At 47.9% G+C, this 25,711-nt stretch carries 22 protein-coding genes and 1 tRNA gene; 3 read left to right on the top strand and 20 right to left on the bottom strand.

The annotated features are described in order from the left end of the window. Positions 1-460: 460 nt before the first annotated feature. The 3 genes from SP90_RS02915 to SP90_RS02905 are packed head-to-tail and all read left to right on the top strand — an operon-like array spanning position 461 to position 5,455. Positions 461-1,270, top strand: a complete 810-nt coding sequence (locus SP90_RS02915) for a TetR/AcrR family transcriptional regulator (protein ID WP_066852376.1) — start codon at positions 461-463, stop codon at positions 1,268-1,270. Beyond that, positions 1,194-2,252 carry an efflux RND transporter periplasmic adaptor subunit gene (locus SP90_RS02910; RefSeq protein ID WP_066852374.1) on the top strand — a complete coding sequence of 353 codons (1,059 nt, stop codon included), beginning with the start codon at positions 1,194-1,196 and terminating at the stop codon, positions 2,250-2,252. Before SP90_RS02915 ends, SP90_RS02910 begins: the two co-directional genes overlap by 77 nt. Further along, positions 2,249-5,455 (top strand): efflux RND transporter permease subunit, encoded by a 3,207-nt coding sequence (locus tag SP90_RS02905; RefSeq protein WP_066852372.1) that lies wholly within the window; start codon positions 2,249-2,251, stop codon positions 5,453-5,455. The genes SP90_RS02910 and SP90_RS02905 overlap by 4 nt, the downstream gene beginning before the upstream one ends. 92 nt (positions 5,456-5,547) lie before the next feature. Here the strand turns inward: SP90_RS02905 and SP90_RS02900 are convergent, their stop codons facing one another. The 20 genes from SP90_RS02900 to ffh form a co-directional block, all read right to left on the bottom strand. Next, positions 5,548-6,936, bottom strand: a complete 1,389-nt coding sequence (locus SP90_RS02900) for an aspartate ammonia-lyase (protein ID WP_066852370.1) — start codon at positions 6,934-6,936, stop codon at positions 5,548-5,550. Positions 6,937-7,059: 123 nt separating this feature from the next. Continuing rightward, the gene (locus tag SP90_RS02895) at positions 7,060-7,800 is read right to left on the bottom strand and encodes a DNA/RNA non-specific endonuclease (RefSeq protein WP_066852368.1); all 741 of its coding nucleotides are present in this window, start codon (positions 7,798-7,800) and stop codon (positions 7,060-7,062) included. 289 nt (positions 7,801-8,089) lie between these two features. Next, a tRNA-Ser gene (locus SP90_RS02890) sits at positions 8,090-8,183 on the bottom strand. Between the two features lie 141 nt (positions 8,184-8,324). Continuing rightward, positions 8,325-9,503 (bottom strand): bifunctional glutamate N-acetyltransferase/amino-acid acetyltransferase ArgJ, encoded by a 1,179-nt coding sequence (gene argJ, locus SP90_RS02885; protein ID WP_066852365.1) that lies wholly within the window; start codon positions 9,501-9,503, stop codon positions 8,325-8,327. A 481-nt stretch (positions 9,504-9,984) separates the two neighbouring features. Then, positions 9,985-12,498: a preprotein translocase subunit SecA gene (gene secA / locus SP90_RS02875; protein WP_066852361.1), complete on the bottom strand. Its 2,514-nt coding sequence runs from the start codon at positions 12,496-12,498 to the stop codon at positions 9,985-9,987. A gap of 338 nt (positions 12,499-12,836) precedes the next feature. Next, complete coding sequence (locus SP90_RS02870; protein WP_082936259.1) at positions 12,837-14,171, bottom strand: (Fe-S)-binding protein; 1,335 nt, start codon at positions 14,169-14,171, stop codon at positions 12,837-12,839. Between the two features lie 10 nt (positions 14,172-14,181). Next, the gene (locus tag SP90_RS02865) at positions 14,182-15,561 is read right to left on the bottom strand and encodes an FAD-binding oxidoreductase (protein WP_066852359.1); all 1,380 of its coding nucleotides are present in this window, start codon (positions 15,559-15,561) and stop codon (positions 14,182-14,184) included. A 251-nt stretch (positions 15,562-15,812) separates the two neighbouring features. Further along, positions 15,813-16,286 (bottom strand): SsrA-binding protein SmpB, encoded by a 474-nt coding sequence (gene smpB / locus SP90_RS02860; RefSeq protein WP_066852357.1) that lies wholly within the window; start codon positions 16,284-16,286, stop codon positions 15,813-15,815. Further along, positions 16,286-18,073: a phosphoenolpyruvate--protein phosphotransferase gene (ptsP, locus tag SP90_RS02855; RefSeq protein ID WP_066852355.1), complete on the bottom strand. Its 1,788-nt coding sequence runs from the start codon at positions 18,071-18,073 to the stop codon at positions 16,286-16,288. Before ptsP ends, smpB begins: the two co-directional genes overlap by 1 nt. Continuing rightward, positions 18,073-18,366 carry an HPr family phosphocarrier protein gene (locus SP90_RS02850; protein ID WP_066852353.1) on the bottom strand — a complete coding sequence of 98 codons (294 nt, stop codon included), beginning with the start codon at positions 18,364-18,366 and terminating at the stop codon, positions 18,073-18,075. Before SP90_RS02850 ends, ptsP begins: the two co-directional genes overlap by 1 nt. Positions 18,367-18,381: 15 nt before the next feature. Further along, positions 18,382-19,140, bottom strand: coding sequence for a PTS system mannose/fructose/sorbose family transporter subunit IID (locus SP90_RS02845; protein WP_066852351.1), 759 nt, complete (start codon positions 19,138-19,140; stop codon positions 18,382-18,384). A gap of 30 nt (positions 19,141-19,170) precedes the next feature. Continuing rightward, positions 19,171-20,001, bottom strand: coding sequence for a 16S rRNA (cytidine(1402)-2'-O)-methyltransferase (gene rsmI, locus SP90_RS02840; RefSeq protein ID WP_066852349.1), 831 nt, complete (start codon positions 19,999-20,001; stop codon positions 19,171-19,173). Further along, positions 19,943-20,347, bottom strand: a complete 405-nt coding sequence (locus tag SP90_RS02835; protein WP_066852347.1) for a YraN family protein — start codon at positions 20,345-20,347, stop codon at positions 19,943-19,945. Before SP90_RS02835 ends, rsmI begins: the two co-directional genes overlap by 59 nt. Continuing rightward, positions 20,341-20,994 carry a ribonuclease HII gene (locus SP90_RS02830; RefSeq protein WP_066852345.1) on the bottom strand — a complete coding sequence of 218 codons (654 nt, stop codon included), beginning with the start codon at positions 20,992-20,994 and terminating at the stop codon, positions 20,341-20,343. Before SP90_RS02830 ends, SP90_RS02835 begins: the two co-directional genes overlap by 7 nt. A gap of 129 nt (positions 20,995-21,123) precedes the next feature. Then, complete coding sequence (gene rplS, locus SP90_RS02825) at positions 21,124-21,471, bottom strand: 50S ribosomal protein L19 (protein WP_066852457.1); 348 nt, start codon at positions 21,469-21,471, stop codon at positions 21,124-21,126. 58 nt (positions 21,472-21,529) lie between these two features. After that, positions 21,530-22,807 carry a tRNA (guanosine(37)-N1)-methyltransferase TrmD gene (gene trmD, locus SP90_RS02820; protein WP_066852342.1) on the bottom strand — a complete coding sequence of 426 codons (1,278 nt, stop codon included), beginning with the start codon at positions 22,805-22,807 and terminating at the stop codon, positions 21,530-21,532. An 8-nt stretch (positions 22,808-22,815) separates the two neighbouring features. Beyond that, on the bottom strand, positions 22,816-23,346 hold the full coding sequence (gene rimM, locus SP90_RS02815) for a ribosome maturation factor RimM (protein ID WP_066852340.1): 531 nt from the start codon (positions 23,344-23,346) through the stop codon (positions 22,816-22,818). Positions 23,347-23,362: 16 nt separating this feature from the next. After that, positions 23,363-23,596: a KH domain-containing protein gene (locus SP90_RS02810; RefSeq protein WP_066852339.1), complete on the bottom strand. Its 234-nt coding sequence runs from the start codon at positions 23,594-23,596 to the stop codon at positions 23,363-23,365. Between the two features lie 82 nt (positions 23,597-23,678). Next, the gene (gene rpsP / locus SP90_RS02805; RefSeq protein ID WP_066852338.1) at positions 23,679-23,915 is read right to left on the bottom strand and encodes a 30S ribosomal protein S16; all 237 of its coding nucleotides are present in this window, start codon (positions 23,913-23,915) and stop codon (positions 23,679-23,681) included. 100 nt (positions 23,916-24,015) lie between these two features. Next, a complete protein-coding gene (gene ffh, locus SP90_RS02800) occupies positions 24,016-25,581 on the bottom strand; it encodes a signal recognition particle protein (RefSeq protein ID WP_066852337.1) in 1,566 nt (521 codons plus the stop codon). Positions 25,582-25,711 lie beyond the last annotated feature (130 nt).

The following is a 25,711-nucleotide window of genomic DNA, read 5'->3' as shown; positions in this document are numbered from 1 at the left end:
TCACATCATATGGCCTCGTAACGATGCAAAACAGCAATGAAAAGATACTCGATTCCCAGATTGAGAGTATCGTCCCATTGTACCTCGAATAGTATATGTAACGTCATTCAGATGAAGTTTGTTCGGGACTTGATTCATCTGAATGACTGTAAACGGCGTAAAATGATGTAAGGTCTCGTTGCTTATAACTTATCGGTTGTTAGATCTTGTTTCTTTAATGAGATAGCCTTTTTTGCTGGTTGTCGTCTTTCTTTTAATTGTTTGAAATGTATTAATAATATTTGTTTAGACGCTATTTAGGAAAACGTTAGGTAAAAAATATGGTGTCATGTTGTGAGTAAGACCTAGTATGAGGACTGTATCTGTCAGGCCTCAATAGATAATTTTCTTGACAAGATTCAAACAATGTTTGAAATAGGGATTCAAACATTGTTTGAATCTGATTAAGAATGAGGTCTTAATGGAAAATAAAGTGCTTCCTGCGCGATTTAAAGAAATTGCGCTTGAATATTTCCGTTCGCGCGAACAGGCACTGAACACGTGGAAAGAACGACGTGCGCAAGCCCAGAGTGCATCGGATACCCGTAGCCGTATTTTTAATGCGGCGCGTACCGTCTTTGCTCAGCAGGGACAAGGCGCTACGGTTCGGGAAATTTGTCATGCTGCCAATGCCAACGTATCTGCTGTTAATTATTATTTTGGTAATAAAGACAGATTGCTGGCTGCGGTGCTTGAACAATTTCATTCGGAAGTACGGGAAATCTACCCGTTGCATGGTGGGGTGGATGACTCTGCTGAACCGGAAGAAAAGCTGTTTGGTTTTACACTCGCTTGTATGAGTGGAATGCTCATTTCACATGGTGAAGAGTATTGGAACTTAAACAAGCTGCTCATGGATGCTTTTATCAATGAGTTTGAAGCATTTGCGGAAGTGGCTGAGAAGGATTGGTTGATGCTGCGGGGGTTGGTGATCCCGCTCGTAGACGCCATGACTGATCACAAATGGGGCACAACGCATTTGGATTCATTAACTGGTGGTTATTTTTCCCAGTTGTTTTTTTATGCAATGCACGTTGAAGACTTGCTGTTAATACGAGGGCAAAAGTATTTTACAGACAGTGAAGTCATAGGCGTAGCACAACATATTACTGCCTTCTCCATTGGAGGCATTAAGAATTATGTGGAGTTGATGGATGCAGAGATTGATTTTCCAACTTTGTGCAGTGCTGATGGTTGTAAGCGCTATCGTGAGCTTAACAGCGTGCAGTAACGGCGAAGCAAGTGAAACAGCACAGAATGTACCCGTTGAAAAAGAATATATTGTAAATGTAAAGGTTGAAAAACTTACCCCGGCAGCCATTACTGATGAAATGATGCTCCCTGGCGAGACAGAGGCTATGTATGATGTTTCACTCGCTGCGGAACAAGAGGGGCTTATTGAATGGGTTGGTGTAACTGAAGGTGATTCCGTTGAAAAAAACGGTGAGATTGTTCGTATTGATCTGAAAGCATTGAAAGCTGCGAAAGATCGTGCGGATGCGAACCTGCGGTTGAAAAAGCACCAGCTCAACAGACGCCGTAAATTACATGATGGCAATGTGCTTTCCCGTGAAGAGCTTGAGCAGGCTGAAACTGAATTTACAGTTGCGAAAACCAACCTGCAGGAAGCCGAAGTTAATTACGAGAACGGTATTGTCGTCTCTCCTGTTGCCGGCGTGGTGAACAAAGTTAACGTTGATCCGGGGGAGTACGTTTCCAAAGGTGCACCTATCGCGAATATCGTGAATATTGATCAGATTAAGATCATGTTCAACGTTCCGGAAATGGATGTGCGGTTCCTGTCAAAAGGGCAGACTGCTCCTGTTGTCTTTGATGCCTACCCGAATGAAAAATGGGAAGGTGTTGTGGATTTTGTTGCATGGAAAGCTGACCCTGCGACCCGTACATTCCCTGTACGCATTATCGTTAAAAATGATGATGAAAGAATCCGTCCGGGCATGATCGCGCGCGCAAGTTTTGTACGCCGTTCACTCAGCGATATTGTGTCTGTTCCTCTCTTCTCAATTATTGATAAGGGTGGAGAACGTATTGCTTTTGTAGAAAAAGACGGTGTTGCAGAAGCGCGTACTGTGACTCTTGGAGTTATCTCTGGAGACAAAGTGCAGATTCTTGCCGGACTGAATGTCGGGGATAATCTGATTATTGCAGGACAGCGTGAAGTTGAAGACGGCGTGAAGGTGGATGTTCGATGATACTTAACGAAGTAGCGTTGAAGCGACAATCTGTTGTTTTTGTTCTGCTGTGGTTGATTATCCTTGCCGGTTTAAGCAGTTATTTTGCGCTCCCGCGTGAATCTGAACCGGACATCACTATTCCGTACGTCTTTGTAAACACCACATATGAAGGTGTTGCGCCGGAAGATGTTGAAAAGCTGATTACCATTCCCCTTGAACGAAAGCTGAAGGGGCTTGCAGATGTTGACGAACTCAGATCAACATCCAAAGACGGTGCATCCGCTATCGCGATTAAGTTTCTGCCGAACGTTATCATCGATGACGCGCTCCAGAAGGTTCGTGATAAGGTTGATCAGGCTAAAGGTGATTTACCGAGCGATCTGGAAGACGATCCTCTGATTTCGGAAGCTAACTTTTCAGATCTGCCGACAATGCAGGTTGTATTGTCCGGCCCTTTCAGTCTGAAACGCCTGAAAGTTTTTGCGGAAGATCTGGAAGATAAGCTGGAATCTGTGCAGGGTGTTCTTGACGCACGCCTTATCGGTGGTCTTGAGCGTGAAATTCATGTTGAGTTCGATCTTGACCGTATTGCGGCATACAACGTTCCTTTTAACTCATTAGTGAACTCTGTTCAGAAGGGTAACGTTAACATGCCGGGTGGTTCCATGAATATCGGTGACGCCCGCTATCAGGTGCGCGTACCGGAAGATTTTCAGGATCCTGCGGAGATTAATAACATTGTAGCGTTCGTTCGTGATGGCAAGCCAGTGTACCTGCGCGATATCGCGTCAATCCGTGATCACTATAAAGATCCGGTGACCCGAAGCCGTATGAACGGACAGAATGCTGTGACGCTTCAGATTATTAAGCGAAGCGGTGAAAACATTATTGAAGTAAACAAGGGTGTTGAAAAGGCGATTGTGGAAGCAAGAAAATTCCTTCCGCCAACCCTTATCCTCGATACTGTGGGTGACAGAGCTGACGATGTACGCATGATGGTTTCCGACCTTGAGAACAATATTCTCACAGGTCTGGTGCTGGTACTCGGCGTTGTGTTCTTCTTTATCGGTGGCCGTTCAGCATTCTTTGTGTCCATTGCGATTCCACTGTCCATGCTCATTACCTTTGTGCTGCTGCGTGCGCTGGGAATTACACTCAACACGGTTGTGTTATTCTCACTCATTCTGGCACTGGGGATGCTCGTTGATAACGGTATTGTAATTGTAGAGAACATTTACAGGCACATGCAGGAAGGAAAAGGCAGATTGCAGGCGGCGTTGGATGGTACCAACGAGGTTGCATGGCCTGTTATTACCTCCACACTGACCACTGTGGGGGCGTTTCTTCCGATGATTTTCTGGCCGGGTATTATGGGCGAATTTATGTCCTACCTGCCGAAAACAGTTATTCTGGCATTGTTTGGTTCTCTCTTTGTAGCGCTGGTTATCAACCCTGTGTTCTCAGCACGATACCAGACTGCTTCTGCACCGAAGTTTGCGGATGATGGTGGAGACGCTGTAACCGGCGGTCGTCGCATTTATCTCAAAATGTTGAAGTGGTCTCTGGATCATCGTTTCCTCGTGCTGCTGATTTCTGTGGTTATGTTCTTCGCATCTATTATGGCGTTTGGAGCGTTCGGAAAGGGCGTTGAGTTCTTCCCTAAAGCAGAACCAAAGCGTGCGAATGTAAACATTAAGGCTGCTGTCGGAACCAACCTCGACGCTACTGACCGTTTTCTGCGCGTTGTTGAGCGGGTGGGTAAAGACTACAAAGACGTCCGTTTTGTCATTTCCAATGCCGGCTCAGGTTCCGGCGGGGAGTTTGGCGGTGGCGGTACAGGTACGCATCTTGGTGTAGTAACCTTGGACTTTGTGCCTATTGCAGAACGAAGCAGAAACTCCTTTGGTATCATTAACGAGATCCGTGACAAGCTTACCGCATTGATTACTGGCGCAGAAGTGCGTGTTGAAGAAGAAAAGGGCGGCCCGCCGACAGGTGATCCGGTTAACCTTGAAATCTACGGTAATGATATGCGCGAGCTCGGAACTATCGTTGAAAAGATTCGCGGAGTCATGCGTGACATTGACGGGCCGGTTGATATCAAGGACGACTTTGTCTCAGGTAAGCCTGAAGTACAGATTCGTGTTGATAAAGAACGTGCTGCATTGCTCGGACTGGATACCTACACTATCGCGTACACAATCAAAGCAGCCATTAATGGTGTGAAGGTGGGCGTATACCGTGAAGGTAAGGACGAGTATGACATCCTGACCAAACTGCCGGAAAATGAACGTAAATCTATCGAGTCATTACGTCGCATTACAGTTTCCGGGCCTGATGGAAAACCTGTTCCGCTTACTTCCGTGGCAACCGTTAAGCTTGCATCCGGTCTCGGAGCGATTAACCACAAAGACCAGAAACGCGTGGTTACAGTGTCATCAAACGTGGAAGGCCGTCTGGCAAATGATGTTATTCGTGATATTGATGCCCGACTTAAAGAGATGAGCTGGCCTCGCGGGTATTCCTATACCTTCACAGGTGAGCAGGAAGAGCAGCGTAAGGCACAGGAGTTCCTTACCGAAGCGTTTATTGCGACTATCTTCCTGATCTTCCTCGTGCTTGTGGCGCAGTTTAACTCTATGGCGACTCCGTTTATTATTCTTACCTCGGTATTGCTGTCGCTTATCGGCGTATTCGGCGGACTGCTCATTTGTGGCATGCCGTTCGGTATCATCATGACCGGTGTTGGGGTAATCTCGCTTGCCGGGGTTGTAGTAAACAACGCAATTGTACTTATTGACTACTTTGAACAGTTGCGGGCTAAAGGATTGCAGACTCGTGAGGCGCTTATTAAAGCCGGTCTTACACGTTTCCGTCCTGTATTGCTTACTGCAATCACAACAATTCTGGGCTTGCTGCCTATGGCGGTGGGTATCAGTTTTGACTTCTTTACCCTTACGTTCATTACAAAGTCTGACTCTACGCAATGGTGGAGTCCGATGGCTGTAGCTGTTATTTTCGGCCTGTTTGTAGCAACAATGCTGACCCTGCTTGTTGTACCTGTATTGTGTTCCCTTAAAGACGGTGCAAAAGCCCGTTGGGGAAAAATGACCAACAAAGATATGCAGGAACAGGACGATTCAGCAAACGTACTGGAAGAGTCCATTCAAGAAAGTGAAAAAAGAAAAGGCGCAGGCACGGCGCCTGGCGATGCCGCTTAGCCGCTACCTGTTATCCTGATATATAAACGCCCCTGACAATTCTGTTGTCAGGGGCGTTTTTTCATTCAATGCAGTAGTGGCAGCGTTACCGTTTACGCAAGATGGCATGTGTTGAACGCATCATCTACTTCTTCTTCTGTCATTATTCCAAGCTCTACAGCAGCCTTTGCAACTGTAATATGTTTTTTCATGGAAAGTTTGGCTATTTCAGCCGCCTTTTCGTATCCGATGAGCGGCACAAGTGCTGTTGCCATGACTGAGCTCTGGACGAGAAGATCATTGCAGCGTTTTTCGTTAGCAGTTATTCCACTGACGCATTTGGTGGCAAGAGCATCCATTGCGTTGATGAGCATATGCAGGGATTGCAGAACATTCCAGATGATAACAGGTTCCATGACATTCAGCTGCAACTGTCCGGCTTCTGCCGCCATGGTGATGGTTACATCATGTCCAATAACTTGATACGCAACCTGATTAACCAGTTCTGGAATTACCGGATTGACTTTACCCGGCATAATAGAAGAACCCGCCTGCACAGGAGGAAGTGTTATTTCTCCCAAACCTGCGCAAGGGCCGCTGCTGAGCAGGCGCAAGTCATTACATATTTTGGATAGCTTAACGCAGATACGTTTGAGGGTTCCCGAAAACATGACAAACGCCCCCATATCGGAAGACGCTTCTATAAGGTTTTCTGCGGGAATCAGTTCGTATCCTACAAGGTCACTTAAGTGGCGCACGGCTTTGTACGCGAAATGTGGTGGTGTATTGATGCAGGTACCGATGGCGGTTCCACCCAGATTGATTTCTTTGAGCAACTGGGAGAGCTGGATAACGCGCTCCACGTCTTCTTCAATAGTGACTGCATAGGCGGCAAACTCTGAGCCCAAAGTGATGGGAACCGCGTCTTGTAACTGGGTTCTCCCGACTTTAAGGATGTGGCTGAAAGCCTCAGCACGTTCTTTGAACGCGGCGCTCAGTTCCAGCTGCTTGTCCGTGAGTTCTTTGCACTTGCTCAGCACAGCAACGCGGGCACTGGTAGGGTACACGTCGTTTGTGGACTGGGAGCAGTTAACATGGTCGTTAGGGTGCAGGTGCTGGTAGTCACCTTTTGCATAGCCCATTTTTTCCAGAGCAAGGTTGGCAATAACCTCGTTTGCATTCATGTTGGTAGATGTTCCGGCTCCGCCCTGCATCATGTCGACAATGAATTGATCGTGATGATCGCCTTCAATGATGTCGTCACATGATTCAATAATGGCGTTTGCCTGAATATCCGTCAGCAGTTTGCTTTCAAAGTTTGTGAGAGCGCAGGCTTTTTTTACGCGCGCAAGGGATATGACCAGTTCAGGAAAGTGGTGCAAGGGGATGCCAGTGACAGTGAAGTTCTGAGCAGCACGGGCAGTGTGTATGCCGTAGTAGGCATCTTTGGGGACTTGTAGCTCGCCAAGAGAGTCGTGCTCAATGCGATATTGATCATTCATAAGGACTCCGCAACGTAGATGGCTGTTAAAAAGTGAATATATCCAATTAATAACGTTAGGTGCAGTTAAACATGAAAGTCATCTAATCGCGAGTGTTATCTGGCAGGAAAACTGACATGGTTTTTACCATCGCCAGTCTTCAATACACACGTTTCCTTCCAGTACTGCTTCGTAACCGTCATCAAGCGAAGCAAAAAAATCAATTCCCGTTTTTCCCTCAATCACGTCAACAGGAACAACAAATGAAGTCAAAGCGGCCTTTGACCCAGTGTTTGGGAGCAGGAAGCCGATAGCCTTACGCTTTGATGGTACATAGATAATTTTATAGTACCATTCTGGAACAAGCACTTTGTTGCGACCAATATGCTGTTCTCCTTCAAGCACGCCTGCTGTTACTACGATGATGGTGTCTTTTTTTGCCCAGCTTCTGACGAGTGCTTCTAGTTTTTTCCATATGCCACGGTTAAACGAGGGGCGCTGGGGACTCATGTTGGACATAAAAAAAGAGTCGCGCATTGCCTGTTTTGAAAATGCCATGTCCGCAGCCGGAGCAAGGTGCCCCCTGTCAAAACCGCTTTTCTTATAGTCACGCAGTGTAGCTGACCGAGTCGGGATGGCAGGATCAGGCCGGAACCTGTCTTTACGCTGTACCTTTGGTGCAGTGGCTTCTTTTACAGTGAATTCGTACATTACCCATGCCGGCTGCTCAGTATCCTCGTCATAGCCTATGGAGTAAAAGTCATGATGAATGATGGACTCTGAAATGTTCTCTTCAGGGATAAGATTTTTATATATTTCAGCACAGGTTAGTGAGGGGATACTTATAACGATTAAGATCAATGCGAGGAGAAGACTCTTTCTCATTGTTGGCTCCATTGTAATTAGAATGAAAATAGAGAATTAAAAGAAACTACAACATATAACTATCGCATGTTTCTTTTATATTTCCAAATTATAAGAGAAATGAGAGTGGTATCGTTAACGATATAAAGAGAAGTGGTTAGCTTATAGAAAGGATGTGCGAAAAGAGTCGTGAAATACGAATGCAGGAAGATAACATGGAAGGGGGGATACGTGTGGAGCGGTGAGGATAGAGGGCGTGCTTTGGGCACAAAAAAAGGGTTGTATCTTGCGATACAACCCATATAAACACTGGCGATGAGGGAGAGATTCGAACTCTCGATACGCTTTTAAGGCGTATACTCACTTAGCAGGCGAGCTCCTTCGGCCAACTCGGACACCTCACCGTGTTTTGTGGTCTTAACGAAGGGCTTCCTTCGTTGCGACGAAAGAGTGTTTACAGAAAACGAAGGGTAACTGTCAAGCGCAATTTTAAAAATAATTTTAATTTGCGCGGCGTGTTCTGCATATTTCCGCGAAAAGCATTGTTAACTGCGATAATCGGCATTGATGGAAATATATTCGTGAGTAAGGTCAGATGCAAACAACTCTGCCTTACCTTCGCCATTTCCAAGAATAATGTCGATGAGAATGTCTCGCTTCTCTAAATACGGCTTAAGCAATGTATCGAAATCAGCGTCTGTTGGCTGTCCATTTTTGAATAATTCAATACCGCACATGGAAAGCTGTACATCGCCTGCTTCAAATTCTGCTCCGCTTCGTCCGACAGCAGCTACAATTCTTCCCCAGTTGGCATCTTTACCGTAGATCGCGGTTTTGACTAACGGTGAGTGACCGACAGTACGGGCTACTAAATCGGCTTCAGCATTTGTTTTAGCGCCGGAAACCATAATCTGCATGACTTTGGTTGCACCTTCACCATCTTGCACCAGCTGGTAAGCCAGCTCACGCATAATGGCAGTAACAGCCTGCTGAAATTCTGCTTCAACAGCTTCCGTAATCTGTGTGCCGCTGGCACCGTTTGCAAGAGCAAGAACGCAGTCGTTTGTGGACGTGTCTCCATCAACAGAAACGCAGTTGAAAGAGCCGTCCACCGCGTTTTTTACAATGCGCTTCCACATTGCAGCATCAATTTGAGCATCAGTGATGACAGTGCCGAGCATAGTTGCCATGTTCGGGCAGATCATGCCTGCACCTTTTGCCATACCGGCAATAGTCACATCACTTCCGTTCACAGTGACGATTCTGCTTGCAGTTTTTGGGAACGTGTCAGTGGTCATGATTGCTTTTGCAAAATCATCACCCGTGTGTTTTCCCACAGCGTCAGCTAATACAGGAGCAGCTGTTTCCCATTTTGCCATATCGAACTGCATGCCGATAACACCTGTTGAAGCAGGAAGAATAGCATCAGAGCTAAGGCCTACTCGGGAGGCAACAAGCTCCAGAGATCGTTTGCAGTTGGCAAGCCCCTCTTCACCCGTGCATGCATTCGCACTACCTGCATTGATCATGATCGCTTGAATGTTTGCAGAAGTCTCCACAAGCTCTTTAGCAACCAGCACAGGGGCAGCCTGAAATTTATTGGTGGTAAATGTACCCGCAGCAACACAAGGCGTATCGCTGACTATAAGCGCAAGATCGAGTCTGCCAGAATACTTTAAATTTCCTTCAATGGCAGCGTATCTATATCCTTTAGGAGTATCCATAGCATCTCTCGTTAGTTAGTGTTAATTACGACGTAGTACCATTAGCCAACACTCCATAATTTGCGAGACTTCACAGAAAGTCAATGGGTAGCAGGAGGTTCGCAGTCGGATGTGTGTTATGTTGCCTCCGGCAGTGCTTGTACAGCGGGATGCCTCTGGCGGTGCTTATCAGCAGGATGCCTCCGGCGGCTTAAGAACCTCTTGCAAGAGGTTCTTAAGAATCTCCAGAAACTTTTATATGCGAGATAAGCACGTTGTTTACCAGCCTTCACGGCTTTTATCTCACTCCCTTTCTAAAACAAAAGGCTGTCCATCAAATGACGGACAGCCTTTTTTTGTTACAGAAAGGTAGCTTCTACGCGGCTTCCAACGTCATACATGACGGGCAGATTCGCGTATACTTGGGGTCAAGGGGACGCGTCCCCTTGCGGGGGTGCAGGGGGCAGAGCCCGCCTGCTGCGTCAGATAATTTATATCTGCCCTATGCTCCGCAGCATTTTTTGTATTTTTTGCCGCTGCCGCATGGGCATGGAGCGTTACGACCGATTTTCGGCTCTGCGCGTTTTGCAGGCTTGTTGTCTTCTTCACCGCCGGAGTAGGTAACGTTTGTTTCTTCTTTGTGGCGGAATTCATCACGAAGAATTTCTTGTTCTTCCTCTTCTGGGCGCTGGATACGCAGGCGGGTAAGTGCCTTGAACACGTTTTCACGGATGCGGAAAAGCATATCCTGGAAGAGTTCAAAACCTTCGCGTTTGTATTCCTGTTTCGGGTCACGCTGACCGTAACCACGCAGGCCGATACCTTCGCGCAGGTGGTCCATGTTGAGGAGATGTTCTTTCCAGCAGCGGTCGAGTTCTTCAAGGAGGAAGTAGCGCAGCACATCTTCGTAGACTTCTTTTGCATCGTCGCGAAGAACGGCGAGGCGGTCTTGAACTGCTTTGTGTGCTTCTTCTTCTGTTGGTACTGACTCGAGGTTGATGGAAGCTGAGAGATTGAAAATTTCATCAAGCTGAGCTGGCAGAGCTTCGGCAAGCTCGCCACGGTCTTCAGGCTTGGTTGCATTCCATTCTTCGTAGAGTACGTCCATGAGGTCTGAGAGGAATTCCTGAATGAGTTCTTCCTGACTTTCATTCATCATGATGTCACGGCGCAGGGTGTAGATAACCTCACGCTGCTGGTTCATCACGTTATCGTAATCGAGAAGTGTCTTACGAATTTCAAAGTTGCGGCCTTCAACGCGTTTCTGTGCATTTTCAATTGCTTTGGAAACCATGTTGTTTTCGATTGGCTCGCCTTCATCCATACCAAGCTTCTGCATCATGTTGGACATGCGCTCGGAAGCAAACAGACGCATAAGGTCGTCTTCCAGAGAGAGGTAGAAGCGGGAGGAACCCGGGTCACCCTGACGACCGGCACGACCACGCAGCTGGTTGTCGATACGGCGGGATTCGTGGCGTTCTGTACCAAGAATGTGGAGACCGCCTGCTTTTTTTACGCCTTCGCCGAGCACGATGTCAGTACCACGGCCAGCCATGTTGGTGGCGATGGTAACGTGGCCTTTCTGACCTGCTTCAGCAACAATCTGCGCTTCCTGCTCGTGGTGTTTCGCGTTCAACACGTTGTGCGGGATGCGGCGTTGCTTGAGGAGCTGAGAAATAAGCTCGGATGTTTCAATGGAGATAGTACCGACGAGAACAGGCTGACCGCCCTGATGCAGTTCAGCAATGGAATCTGCAATCGCATTGAATTTTTCGCGTGTGGTGCGGTAGATAACATCAGGGAAATCTTTACGCGCCATTGGACGGTTGGTCGGGATAGAACAAACTGAAAGGTTGTAGATCTGCTGGAATTCAACAGCTTCAGTATCTGCAGTACCTGTCATACCGCCCAGTTTTTCATACATGCGGAAGTAGTTCTGGAAGGTGATGGAAGCAAGAGTCTGGTTCTCTGCTTCAACTTTTACGCCTTCTTTTGCTTCCAGAGCCTGATGCAGACCGTCTGAGAAGCGGCGACCCGGCATGAGACGACCGGTGAATTCGTCAACAATAACTACCTGACCGTCTTTAACGATGTAATCAACATCACGCTTGAAAATTTTGTGTGCTTTCAGCGCCTGTAATACGTGGTGCTGCAAGGTGATGTTGGTCGGATCGTAGAGGTTGTCAATTTTAAGAAGCTGCTCAACGCGGATAACACCTTCATCTGTCAGGGCAACAGAACGGGCTTTTTCGTCCATTGTGTAGTGTGTTTCTTCTTTGAGAGAAGGAACAATGGTGTCGATCTGGCTGTAGAGGGCGGTTGAGTCTTCTGATGCACCGGAAATGATGAGCGGAGTACGGGCTTCATCAATGAGGATGGAGTCAACTTCATCGACAATAGCGAAGTGGTGCGGGCGCTGCACGAGCTGTTCTTTGTAGAACTTCATGTTGTCGCGCAGGTAGTCGAAGCCGAATTCGTTGTTGGTACCGTAAGTAATATCGGAACCGTATGCTGCTTTACGGTCTTCATCGGTAAGACCATGAACAATGATGCCGGTAGTCAGGCCGAGGAAACCGTAGAGCTGTCCCATCCATTCGGCGTCACGTGTGGCAAGGTAGTCGTTTACAGTAATTACGTGCACGCCTTTGCCGGTAAGTGCATTCAAAACAACCGGCAGGGTAGCCACAAGGGTTTTACCTTCACCGGTTTTCATTTCAGCAATTTTGCCGTCGTGCAGTGCACAGCCGCCGATCAGCTGTACGTCGTAGTGACGCATGCCCAGTACGCGGACACTGGCTTCACGGACAAGTGCAAAAACTTCAGGGAGAATCTCTTGTAAGTCTGTACCGTTGGCAACTTCTTCCTTGAGTTCGGCAATACGTGCTGGGAAGTCTTCATCCTGCATTGCCTGAATTGTAGGCTCCATGTCGTTGATCTGTTTGATCACCGGGCGCAGGCTTTTTAAGTAGCGGTCATTCTGTGTGCCGAATACTTTTTTGATAACGAAGTTGATCATTCTTTCTCCTGAAAACAGTATGAAACTCCACGTAATGCGGAGGGAAAATTTGTACTAATCGCAATGTATGCCGATCGTGCATACATTGCGGTATGATAAAAAACTATTGCAGCATACCGGAAAAGAGCATGCTTTGCATGGTGTTCTTTGTGTCTTTTCGGTGATTCTAAAGCAGTAAGCCTGTAATCGGACTTGCTGCACCGTGTATCGAAAGCACGGGGCGATACGTTGGTCAGATACACGCAGAACAATCGCTATAGGTACTGGAAATCAGTTAATAACGCAATGAGGTTTGGCAAGGGGTAACAGCCACTTTTTAGGGTGTCAGCATCATATTTCTATGGTGCAAGAATATCGAGCCAGTGGCCTACCTTAACTTTTTTACCGCTGTGCTCAGGTGCGGTTCCACGTAGTTGAAGTGTACATCCGCTGCAACCGGTGACAATAAGATACTCTGGAGTAACAGCATCACACAGTTCCGGTGCGTCTTCGTCTTCCTCATCGTAGAGGTCGCACAGGCAGTTGCCCATTGGTTTGCTGTAGCATGGTACACTGTCGTCTTTTTTCGGTGGCTGTTGCAGAAGGTTATCCCAGCAGCGGGTTGCAACCTTTCGAGTAAGCTTGCGGTTGCCAAGCTGTGCAATACCACCCATACCGCAACAGGATGCGGAGTCAGGCTTACTTACCTCATCGTAGAGTACTTCTTTCAGCCATGTAAAATCGGCATCCTTACCATGCCAGTGACACGGCTGATGGTACCGGATGAAAAGGTTGGCCGGAACATCTACAGTAAACAGAGAATCACCCCACAGTGTGGAGAGCGGACGCAGTGCGTTTGTCCAGGCTTCCTGTTCACCTTCAGCCCAGTCCAGAGAATCGTCATGGGCGTATTCCGCAAGACCTAAGTAACAGGTCGCACAGAAGGTAACGAGAAGCGGGCGCTCAGCAGCACGCCATGCGCGCAGGTTTTGCATGCGGCTTTTGTGTGCTGCGTCCGGTACGCCTGCGTGATCAAGTGTCAGTCCGCAGCAGGTAAGTCCTTTTGCGGAAACGAGCTGGTATCCAAGATTGGTGAGAATCGCTTCACTTTTCTGCTTCCAGCTTTTTTGAACACGGTTCGCTGTACAGCCGGAAAAGAGCAGTACGCTTTGACCGTTAGCAAGTTCTGTGTCGTATTGTGCAACAGAGATATATTGCGGGATATCCACAGGAGGCTGCATGGCTTGGATAGACTGCACAAAGCGGCTTGCTTCGTTTTTGCCTTTGGAATCCGGTGCAGCTTTACTGAGAGTGGAAAGCATAGGCCAAAGTACAGACCCCTGATTCACCCAGCGGTTCCATACCCACTGACGCCAGCCGGAGTGCTTGGCGCGCATGGTGGCAAGCTGTTGCGGGAAGTTGAGCCCCTGAGGACAGGTCTGCGCACATTTTCCGCAGGAAACACACATTTCTGCAAGTTTATTACAGTCTGTAACGTGCAGTTTCTGTTTGTTTTCTTTCAGCGCAGCAATGGTGCGCTGCTTTGCCTTTGGAGCCAGCTCTTCCTGTTTGGTCGCTAAATAGACGGGGCATACAGAAACGCATTTGCCGCAGAGAATGCACGCAGCTTCACGCTCTTTTTTCGTCATTTTTTCTGTTTCAGGGGAAGTTGTCTGTGAGTTTTCGTGTGTCATTATGCTATCCCTAAAACGCCTTGCCCGGGTTCATAATACAGTGCGGATCAAATACGTGTTTGATTTGCTTCATGAGTGAGCGTTCTGTTTCACTGAGTTGCAGGTGGACATATGGAGCCTTGACCAGTCCCACTCCGTGTTCACCGGAAAGTGTTCCCTGAAGTGATAGGATAAATTCAGAAATATCCTTCTTGGCGGCATTGGCTCGCGCCAGTTCCTGCGTATCGGATGCATCGTACATAATATTCACATGAATATTACCGTCGCCTACATGCCCGAAGGTCAGAATAGGCAGCGTGTGTTTTTCAGAAATTTTCCGGATGCCGGTTACTGCTTTCAGCAGCTTGCCACGCGGCACGGTGACATCGTCAGAGTATTTATTAGGAGCCACTTTAAATGAAGCCGGATTAATGGAACGGCGTACATCCCAGAGCGGTTCCTCTTCGTCTTTGCCAATGCCGGTGGTAGACCACAGGACATTGCAGGCTTTAAATATCGCTTCAGCTTTTTCAAGGTCTGCCTTGAGCGCCTGATGCGAACCATCAAACCGTAGCAGCAAAGATGCCGTTACAGTGGAAGGCCACGGAACAGCTCCGGCATTGGAAAGTGCGTTGAGCACTTCAGGCCCCATGAATTCCAGCGCGGCAGGGAGCATTCCTGCTTTAAACATAATTTTGATCGCGTGAAGTGCTTCTTCAAGGTTGGCAAATCCGGCAAGAATAGACGCGGTTGATTCAGGTTTCGGAATCAACTTGAGTGTGAGTTCTGTCAAAAACGCAAGCGTTCCTTCACTGCCTGTGAGAAGACGCAGTAAATCAAGCCCCACCACGTTTTTGTGGTTACGCCCGCCGCAGGTAATGGTTTTTCCTCCGGGAAGAACAGCCTTGCAGCCGAGCACCCATTCGCGGGTAACGCCGTACTTGAGCGCACGCATGCCACCGGCACAGGTGGCAACATTTCCGCCGATGGTGGAGATTCCTAAGCTTGCAGGGTCTGGCGGGTAGAACAGCTTGTCCTGTTCAACACGTTTTTGCAGATCACCGGTGATTACCCCCGGTTCAACGCGGGTGATGAAGTCGTCGGAGTCGACTTCCAGAATATTGTCCATTTTCAGTGTCGAGACAACGATTCCCGGCTTTTGAGGAACGCATAGTCCGACAACGTTGGTGGCACGGGCACGTGGGTAGAGCGGCATACGCTCGGCGTGCGCCCAGCGCATCAACTCAATAATCTGCTCTTCTGTTTCCGGACGGACAACAGCAAGCGGGGTGCCTTCAAGACGGCTTGCATCGGCTTCGAATACAACCATTTCCTCAGGCGATAACAAACAGTCGGAGCCGGGGAAAAGGTCTTGTAAAAATCTACGCTGCGGAAGAGAAAGTAACGACATACATCTATCCTGAAAATGGCTGGATGACATTTGGAGGTAGACACCCCAGCCATGTGGTACGTTTCTATATAAAGTGTAGATCAGGGCTGATACGCCATAAATCCGGCAGCAGGAGTGAGACAACCCGATGGTAGTGCATGGTTGCCTGCAGGGTGGAGTAGTGTCTGCTGCTCAATTTCTATCTGATCATACAACAGAATATGCCGGAAAGAACGCACTAATGCGTTATTTCCGGCATAGAGAAAATACAGTTATCGATCCAGCATCTGACGCGCAAGATCGCGCGCAGCATCACGCTGCTTAATTGATTCACGTTGGTCGTGCAGTTTTTTACCACGACACAGACCAATTTCCAGCTTGATGCGTGAACCTTTGAAGTAAAGCTTCAGCGGAACAACGGTAAGACCTTTTTGTTCCACCTTGCTCATCCACATTTCAATTTCACGGCGGTGGAGCAGCAGTCTGCGGTCACCGTCGGGATCATGCTGGGAGTAGCCGGCATTTTCGTACGGAGCAATGTGCAGACCGATAAGCCATGCTTCTCCGTCTTTATAGCTGATGTAGCTGTCCTTGAAGGCAACCTGTCCTGCGCGCATGGATTTTACTTCAGTGCCGCGCAGAGCAATTCCGGCTTCCTGTGTATCAAGCACTTCGTAGTAACGGCGTGCTTTTTTATTAACGGCAATGGAACTGCCGCCACTTTTTTTCTTTTTCTTTTTACTCATTACGGTTCCGTTATATCATCCTGCTCAATGAGTGATGCGAAGAAAGACAGTTCTTCAGGGAAGCGTTTGAAAATACGCTTACGAACTTTGGTATTGATTCTGGATACGGTGGCGTGTGTGAGAACATCGCCCAGCAGCTCAATACATTCTTCCATATCAATCTGGCGGATTACGCGTTTAATTCCCGGAATAGCTTGCGGCGCAATAGAAATTCCGTCAACCCTCATGCCCATCAAAATCGGCACACAATACGGGTCTGATGCTACTTCGCCACATACGGATGCTTCGATGCCTTCTTTGTGCGCGGCATCAATAACAAATTTTATTGACCGTACAATGGCCGGATGCAGCGGCTGGTATAGATAGGACACATGTTTGTTTGTCCTGTCGATACCCAGCGAATATTGAATAAGGTCGTTTGTCCCGATGGAGAAGAAGTCAACCTCACGGGCAAGCGTATCAGCAATCATCACTGCACTTGGCAGCTCGATCATAATACCTACCGGAATATCCGGATTATAGGCGACGCCTTCGGCATCAAGCTCGCTTTTTACAGAGTTAAGTACAAAACGTGCCTGACGCAACTCTTTTAAGCCGGAGATCATCGGAAACATAATAGCAACGTTGCCGTGAACAGAGGCGCGCAGCATTGCTCTGAGCTGCATGCGGAACACGTTCTGGTAACGCAGGCAGAAGCGGATTCCGCGCAATCCCAGTGCGGGGTTGGCTTCATCAAGCATTGCCTGTTCGTCCAGAAGTTTGTCAGCGCCTACATCAAGGGTACGCAAAATTACTTTTTGCGGAGCAAGCTGCTCTGCAAGGGTTGCATACTCCTCGTATAATTTTTCTTCGTCCGGCATGTTGCTTTTATTGAAGAAAGCATACTCGGTACGGTACAGCCCCACACCTTCGCCGCCATTATCTTTTACCTGCACAAGCTCTTCTGCAAGCTCTATGTTGGCGCATACTTCCAGTCTGTACCCGTCAACAGTTTCAGCTGGAAGATGGCATTGTTTAACAATGGCTTTCTGATAATCTTCAAACTGGTATTTTCTGTCACCGTAATGGGCAAGTTCATCTTCGCTCGGATCGATGAAAATGAGTCCCTTAAGGGCATCAATAATGACCAGATCGCCGTCCCTGATAGAATCTTCAAGGTCTTCCACGCCAACAATGGCAGGAATCTGCAGGGAACGGGCAAGAATACCGGTATGGGAAGTTTTGCCGCCTTCAGCGGTAGCAAAGGACATAATTTTGCTAAGCTCAAGCTCAATGGCATCAGCAGGGGTCAGGTCATGCGCCATAAGAACGCGGCGGCCTGCCGGAAGATCAACCGGTTTTGGGGTACCGATAAGTGCCTGCATGATTTTATCACCGACAACACGTACGTCCTGCATTCGTTCACGGATATACGGGTCATCAATGGCACTGAAGGCTTTGCCTATAGCATTGATGGAGCGCTCCAGCGCCCATTCCGCTGTGATGGCACGTTCTTCAATGTTCTTCGCTGCTGATTCGACAAGCTTCGGGTCCTGACAAATCATCAGGTGCGAGTCGATAATGGCTCCATGTTCTTTCAATTCTTCAGGAACGCGCGCGCGTGCATCCATGAATCCCTGCCGTACTTCTTCAACGGCATTGCGAAGACGCTGGGTTTCAATTGCAACAAGATGGTGCGGTATAGTTTCGCGCGGAATACGGCGCTCTTTCTGACGGTTAACAAAATAGGCTTTACCAATTGAAATACCAGCAGAAACAGGAATGCCGCGAAGAATTTTACGAGCCACTATGTATCCCCTTCGAACTTGTCATGAAAAAGTTGACCGATCTGTTCAAGGGCTTCACTGGCGTCACAGCCGGAAGCTTTAATACAAATTTCTGTGCCTTGCGGTGCCGCAAGGGAGAGAATGTCCAGAATGGATTTTGCGTCTGCTCTTTGATCTGCCACACAAAGAGCAATGTCAGCCTGAAATGATTGCGCAAGTTGAGCTACTTTGCCAGCAGGGCGTGCATGCAGCCCCAGCTCGTTTTCTACGCAAACAACTACTTCTAAGCTGTTATTTTCACCTGATGGTTCCATTGTTCGTCAGTTCCTCTACATTGGGGAAAGTGGAATAACATTGCTAATCCACGGGAGTATAAAAAACATAAGAAAGAGTAAAAGATATACAAGCAATACACGTGATAAATGCAGTCTTCCCACAACAAAACTTGCGCTTAGTAAAGTGCCCGCAATAAGCGACCACTCAGGAATGTCGTGGGTTCCCGGCCAGAAGATATACAACATGAGGACAAGGATCAGGGAGTTGACCATTTTTATACGGTCTCCCCAGTTGATAAGATCCCAGCTCTTAAGTGTTGTGATCATCTGTAGTCCGTTCCGGACTCCGGTAACAAAGGTGAAGAATTTGAAAACCTGCAAGGCTGCAAATAGTAGCAGCGTCCAAGACAGGGCAAGGATATCAAACCCTGCAACCAGCATGCACACGGTGGATAGAGCCCACATGGCAAGCAGGCTGCCTCCGAAAAAGGAGTCGCCAATTGCAGAAAGAGTGTAGGTTGTTGTTTCTTTCACGGAACTGAGCATTTTGGACGGCAAGTTGCCGCGGGCAATATGCGATTCCAGTGAGAGAAATACGCCTATGAGAAGAGGCGTCCAGAACGGATGTGTGTTATATAGTTCCAGATAACGGCTTCTGGCTTCGCGCAGCTCTTCAGGATTTTTATATAGCTCCCGCAGCCCTGGCTCCATTGCAAACACCAGACCTGTATTTTGCAGGCCGCGGGTGTTGAATCCCGTACCGACAAGATACGTACGGAAAAAGCAAGTTATGAGAGTGCGGGCAGTAAGCATAGGAAATCCTGAGTGTACTACGTATCGGGCTTAGTTATCCTGCATAAACTGATAGACGGCTTTTACTGTCCATCCTGAAGCTTCTTCCTTGACTCGTCTGGCAATTTCTTTTGGTTTGCCGCCAAGGGCTGTTTCTTCAGCAATAAGTTTCAGCAGTTCTTCTTCACTTGTTTTACCACCGGATTCCGGCGGGCCGATAACAACGGTGATTTCGCCTAATAAATCCTGTGGTATTTCCTGATGTTTTTCAAGACGGCCTAGAATAAACTCCTCATGAAGCTTGGTCAATTCCCGTGCAACACATAGTTCGCGGGGGCCGAGAACTTCATAGGCAGCTTGAAGCGTTGCTGCCAAACGGTTTTTACGTTCAAAGAAAACAAGCGTGGAGCGAAGATTGGAAAATTCTTCAAAAAGCTTTTTCTGATCACTGGCTTTTCGCGGAGGAAAACCGATGAATGTAAAAGGCTGCGGTGCGATACCACTGGCTGCAAGAGCGGTAAGCGGGGCACTCGGGCCTGGAACAACAGAAACGCAGATCCCCTTTTCTCTCGCAAGTTTTACAAGACGGAAACCCGGATCTGAAAAAAGCGGCATTCCTGCGTCGGATACAACTGCGTAGACCTGACCTTCTTCCATTGCTGCAATAATGCCGGGTGCTTTTGCTTCTTCATTGTGATCATGGAAGCTTACCAGTTTTTTTGCAGTCACACCTGTAGATTTAAAGAGGAGGCCGGTACGGCGGGTATCTTCTGCAAGCACCATATCGACAGATTCGAGCACTTCTCGCGCTCGTGGAGAAAGATCACCATGGTTGCCAAGCGGTGTTGCCACCACCCATAAGCTGGGAGAGTTCGAAGGCATCTTGTATGTGCTCCACCTGATACGTATTGCCGGTTCTTGTCACTGCAAGCAGGTCAAACCGGCAGGGTGTATCCCATAAATTATGTTGTGAAATATACAGCTGCGCTGCTTTGCACAGCTTTGAAATTTTGTGTGCGGACAGAGCTTCCTGCGCTGTGCCCATACCTGAACAGGAGCGGGTTTTCACTTCTGCAAATATAACAGTATCACCTTTGGTACAGATAATATCCAGCTCCAGCTGTTTAGCCCGCCAGTTGCGGGTGACAATGGAGTACCCGTGTCCGGCAAGATATTCGGCCGCAGCGTTTTCTCCGGCTGTACCAGTTGCAAGGTGATCTGCTACCATAGCGAATTTTGTTCCTGTGTTGGCGGCTCAGGCTTTACTTTTGCGAAAGTGAGCCTATGCATTCTGCATGGGCCTTTTGCGGCAATGGCTGCAATGTGCTCTTTTGTGCCGTAGCCTTTATGCCCTGCAAAACCGTATCCATTGTAACGTTTATCCAGTTTGACCATAAGATCATCACGGAATGTTTTTGCAAGAATCGAGGCTGCGGAAATAGCTTGGATTTTCAAGTCACCTTTGACGATAGCTTGCTGGTCAATCGTCCCTGCGATTTCTTTCGGAATAGTTGCATTACCGTCAATGGCAAGGAAGACAGGTGAAACCCGAAGGCATTCTACAGCTCGGTGCATGGCGTGGAATGTGGACTGGAGGATGTTGATACGGTCAATCTCCTCCGGCCAGGCAACGCCGATTCCCCACGCAAGGGCTTTTTCTTTTATCTGCGGATACAGAGTCTGCCTGCGTTTTTCCGTAAGCTTTTTTGAATCTGTCAGCCCTTCAATAGGGTTGGACGGATCAAGAATACAGGCTCCGGCAACAACAGGGCCAGCAAGACAACCGCGACCTGCCTCGTCAATGCCTGCAAACGGCGTAGGCCAGTCAGCTTCCTCGGATGAAGGGGTAAAAAGCGTAAGCGTATTCTGTTTCATAAGCGTACCGTTGCGTTACCGTAGCTAAGCTAGCATGTGTTGCGCAGAGAATATAGAGTTAGTTGACCGTAAAAAAGGGAGCTGGCATCGCCAACTCCCTTTGAAAAACTAATTGATGGTGTCCTGAGACTACCAGCGGTTTTTCGGCTTGATACGAGCAGCTTTACCTTTGAGGTTACGGAGGTAGTAAAGGCGGCTACGGCGAACGCGGCCTTCCTGAACAACTTCAACGCGTTCGATGGAAGGGGAATGCATAGGGAATACACGCTCAACACCAACACCGTCAGAAATCTTACGAACGGTGAAAGTAGCGTTGGTTGTACCTTTGCTGATACGAATTACTGCACCCTGGAAAACCTGGATACGTTCTTTTTCGCCTTCGATAATACGCATGTGAACTTTAACAGTGTCACCAGCGTTAAACTCAGGGATATCCATGCGAAGCTGTTCGCGTTCGATTTTTTCGATAATAGTCATGTTAAATGCCTTTTTTCGCAGCACGAGTCTGCGTTAAAAAATTACGTTACGGGGAGCCCTATAAGGCATCACCCAATATCCGGTCAATGATGATAGCAGCTGCGGTTCTTACAGATAAGTGGTTGTATCCATCAAGATACCTGACCGGTCGCAGTGTTCTGTCACACATATCCAGAATCTGCGGTGCAAGACCGTGAGCTGTACCAAACAGGAGCAATATCGGTCGGTCCACGATTACGTCACGTACTTGTTCGTAATGCATGTCGCCAGCCCCTCTGGCACTCGTCGCAACCAGTAGAGGGCGTTGGCCGGTACGCTCTATAATATCCTCGATTGCTTCCTCGACATAGCGGACGCCCTTGATAATTTGTAGGGCTTCCCCACGATCGGGGTTAGCAGTTGTTCCCGCCCCTGTTACCCAGTGCTTGAGAATATCTGCAAGCATCTGTTGCTGGTCTTCAATCGGGGTTGAAATATAGTACCCACCAAGACCATAGGTGCATGAACAGCGGGCTATATCGTGAATGTCGAGATTTGTCAAAGAAACTGCAACAGATTTATCTTCTTTATTGACAACCGGATAGTGTACCAGTGCACAATAAAGGTTTCTTCCGATGCGTTCTCTGTCTTCATTCTTCAATGTTTCCATGTCATTAGCGTCGAGTGGGGCGCATTGAAGAATATCTGGTCTCTGGTGCAGGGTAAGTTTCAGCGATTGTTCCTTGCGCCACTCTGCAATGCGCTTATGGTCACCGGAACGTAAGACTTCGGGAACCGTCAATCCCTCAAACTCGACTGGGCGAGTGTAGTGAGGATATTCGAGCAGTCCTGAGGAAAAGCTTTCCTCTTCACCGGAGTCATCGTGTCCCATGAAACCCGGAACAAGACGGGCGGTAGATTCGATTATTGAAAGAGCAGCTGTTTCGCCACCGTTAAGAACATAGTCTCCGATGGAAACCGGTTCGATGTCGAAAAGCTCTTCTAAGCGGGCATCAAATCCTTCATACCGTCCGCAAATAACAGTAATATTTTCTTCTGAGGAAAGCTCTTTAGCCATTTTCTGGGTGAAGGGCTTTCCTTTTGGCGCCATCATGAGGATGCGCCCCGGTTTTTTGATACTGCGCAGTGTTTGAACAAGCGGATCAAGCATCAGAACCATGCCGGGACCACCGCCGTACGGACGGTCGTCAACAGTCTGATGCCTGTCAGTTGCAAAGGTGCGCGGGTTGTGAAAATCAAAAGCGACCAGACCGGAGTCTGACGCTTTTTTCATAAGCCCGCATGTTAACGCAGAGTCAAAAAACTCTGGAAAAAGGCTGACAATGTTAAACTGCATAATGTGCGCTACTTCTCGCTTAGGTAAATATCCAGCAAGCCGGGAGGCGGCGCTATGGTTATAGTTTCTTCTTCAAGATCGATGTTTCTGACAAATTCTTCTGTAGCAGGGAAGAGTACTTCTTTCTTGTCTTCGGTTGTAATAACCCAGACTTCAGCACCAAGGTTAAACTGGAATGCGGTGATACGGCCGAGTTTTGAGCCGTCTTCAAGCAGTACAGTCATGCCTTCGAGCTGATGCAGATACACTTCTTCTTCAGTGAGTTCCGGCAGATCAACATCGGGAACCAAAACCTTCACATTGCGTAATTCTTCAGCACAGTTTCTATCACGGCAACTTTCAAGCGTAAGTAATTCCTGCCCCTTGTGAGGGCGGGAAGATACAACCTTGTGTTCAACAGGGTTACTTTTGCCTTTTTGAAGCCATACTGAGCCTTTCAAGAGAAAAGGGGAGTCTGCGAAGTAATTAACGCAGACTTCCCCCCGCAATCCGTGTGGCTTGACTATCAATCCAATTTCAATGAAATGAGTTTCAGTCATGTGCCCTTAGGGCGTTCTATTCAAGAATTTCAAGAACAGAACGTTTCTTGGCTTTTGTGGAGGCGGCGCCGAGGATGGTGCGCATTGCGCGAGCAGTGCGTCCCTGTTTGCCGATTACCTTGCCAAGGTCTTCTTTTGCAACCTTGAGTTCAAGTACAGATGTCTGTTCGCCTTCAACTTCGGTAACGATAACTTCGTCAGGGTTGTCCACCAGTGACTTAGCGATATACTCAACTAGATCTTTCAACACGACTCACCTCCACTCGTTGTTCAGCATGATATCAATATTAGCTATCGATGACCTGCTGAGAGAAAGCTGTCAATAGAAAAAGCTACTTAGCTTTCTTGATAAGACCACGAACGGTTGGAGTAGGCTCAGCGCCTTCTGCAAGCCATTTCTCGATCTTTTCCATGTCGAGCTTGATTTCAGCTGGTTCAACCATAGGGTTGTAGTAACCGAGGTACTCAAGAGGACGTCCGTCGCGACGGCTCAGGTTGTTAGCAGCCACCACGCGGTAAAATGCACGCTTCTTGTTGCCCATACGGGTCAGTCTCAACTTAACGGCCATATTGTTGTTCTCCCATTATATTTTGTAATCATATGGTTTTTTTTTAAGAAAGCAATACTGACAATGTTGAGTCAGCGTATTTCTTTATTCAGGAGCGTAATTACTTCTTCTTACGACCCTGTTTTTTCTTTTTCTTTTCTTTTTTACGGGCGTCGCGCTTCTTCTGGAGCTCCTTTTTGGACGGGCCGGAGGAATCATCCATGCCCATTCCAGGAAGTCCGCCCATGCCCGGGAGGCCACCCATTCCAGGTAAACCACCCATGCCAGGCATGCCGCCCATGCCGCCAAGAGCATTCATATCAGGCATTTCGCCGCCACCTAAACCACCCATGCCAGGGAGTTTAGGGAATTTACCTTTTTTGCCCTTACCGCCGCCCATCATTTGTTTCATCATCTGCCGCATTTGGGTAAAGCTTTTAATGAGGTCGTTAACGTCTTTGAGTTTAAGACCACAACCTTTAGCAATACGTTCTTTGCGGCTCTGATTGATGAGCTGCGGATTGCGACGTTCCTGATTCGTCATTGAGTTGATAATAGCCTCAATGCGGTTCAGTTCGCTGTCCGGTACATTGAGATCGCCAAGTTTGTTCTTGAGCGCCCCCATGCCCGGAATCATTTTCAAAATGCTGTCCAGAGAACCGAGTTTTTTCATGCGGCGCATCTGGGTGCGGAAATCTTCAAAGTCGAATTCCGCTTTCTGCATCTTGCGAGCCATTTCTTCGGCTTCTTCTTCGCTTACTTCAGCTTGCGCTTTTTCAACGAGCGTAAGCACGTCGCCCATTCCAAGGATACGACCTGCAATACGGTCCGGATGGAATACTTCCATCTCAGAAAGTTTTTCACCCATACCGACAAATTTAACGGATTTGCCGGTAACGGATTTAATGGAAAGTGCTGCACCACCACGTGCGTCACCATCCATTTTGGTGAGTACTACACCGGAAATTTCAAGTTGCTCGTTAAATGATTCGGCAACAGTTACCGCATCCTGACCAGTCATGGCGTCAGCAACGAACAAGATTTCCTGAGGAGCAACATCACGTTTGATGTTGGAAAGTTCTTCCATCAGTTGTTCGTCAATGTGCAGACGACCCGCGGTATCGATGAGTACCACATCGCAATCCTGCTCTTTTGCTTCAGCAAGCGCAGCGTTTGCGATATCCACCGGATTCATGTCCGGAGTGGACTGGTACGCAGGAATACCGAGCTGTTTTGCCAGTGTGTGCAACTGGTCAATAGCAGCAGGGCGGTAAATGTCAGCCGGAACAAGGAACGGCTTTTTGTTCTGCTTGCGCAGTAAGTTGGCAAGCTTTGCAGAGGAGGTAGTTTTACCGGAACCCTGCAAACCGACCATCATAATGACTGTCGGTTTCGTGCCTGTGAGATCAAGTTCTGTGGTGTCGCCACCAAGCAAGTCTACAAGCTCGTCGTGTACTATCTTGATTACCTGCTGCGCAGGGTTGACACCTTTCAGTACATCCTGACCGAGGCATTTTTCGCCGACACGGGCGATAAATTCTTTTACGACTTTAAAGTTAACGTCTGCTTCGAGCAGTGCAAGGCGCACTTCTCTCAGGCCAACCTGTACGTTTTCTTCGTTCAAGGTCTTTTGACCACTGAACTTTTCAAATACACTGTTTAATCTGTCAGATAAGGTATCAAACATCAGCACTCCGCAAGATAGACATAAGAGATGGTTCGTTAAGTGAGATTACGAAATAAGTCAAGTTTAGAATGGCAGATGCCTAAGCCCCTCAACCGGCAAGCGAGGTGTACTGCATTTCATTCTGAAAGGA

Source organism: Halodesulfovibrio spirochaetisodalis (assembly GCF_001672295.1).
In the GTDB taxonomy this organism is placed as follows: Bacteria; Desulfobacterota; Desulfovibrionia; order Desulfovibrionales; family Desulfovibrionaceae; genus Halodesulfovibrio; species Halodesulfovibrio spirochaetisodalis.
The sequence above is the reverse complement of the archived record's forward strand: the minus strand, read 5'-3'. Positions and strand labels throughout refer to the sequence as shown.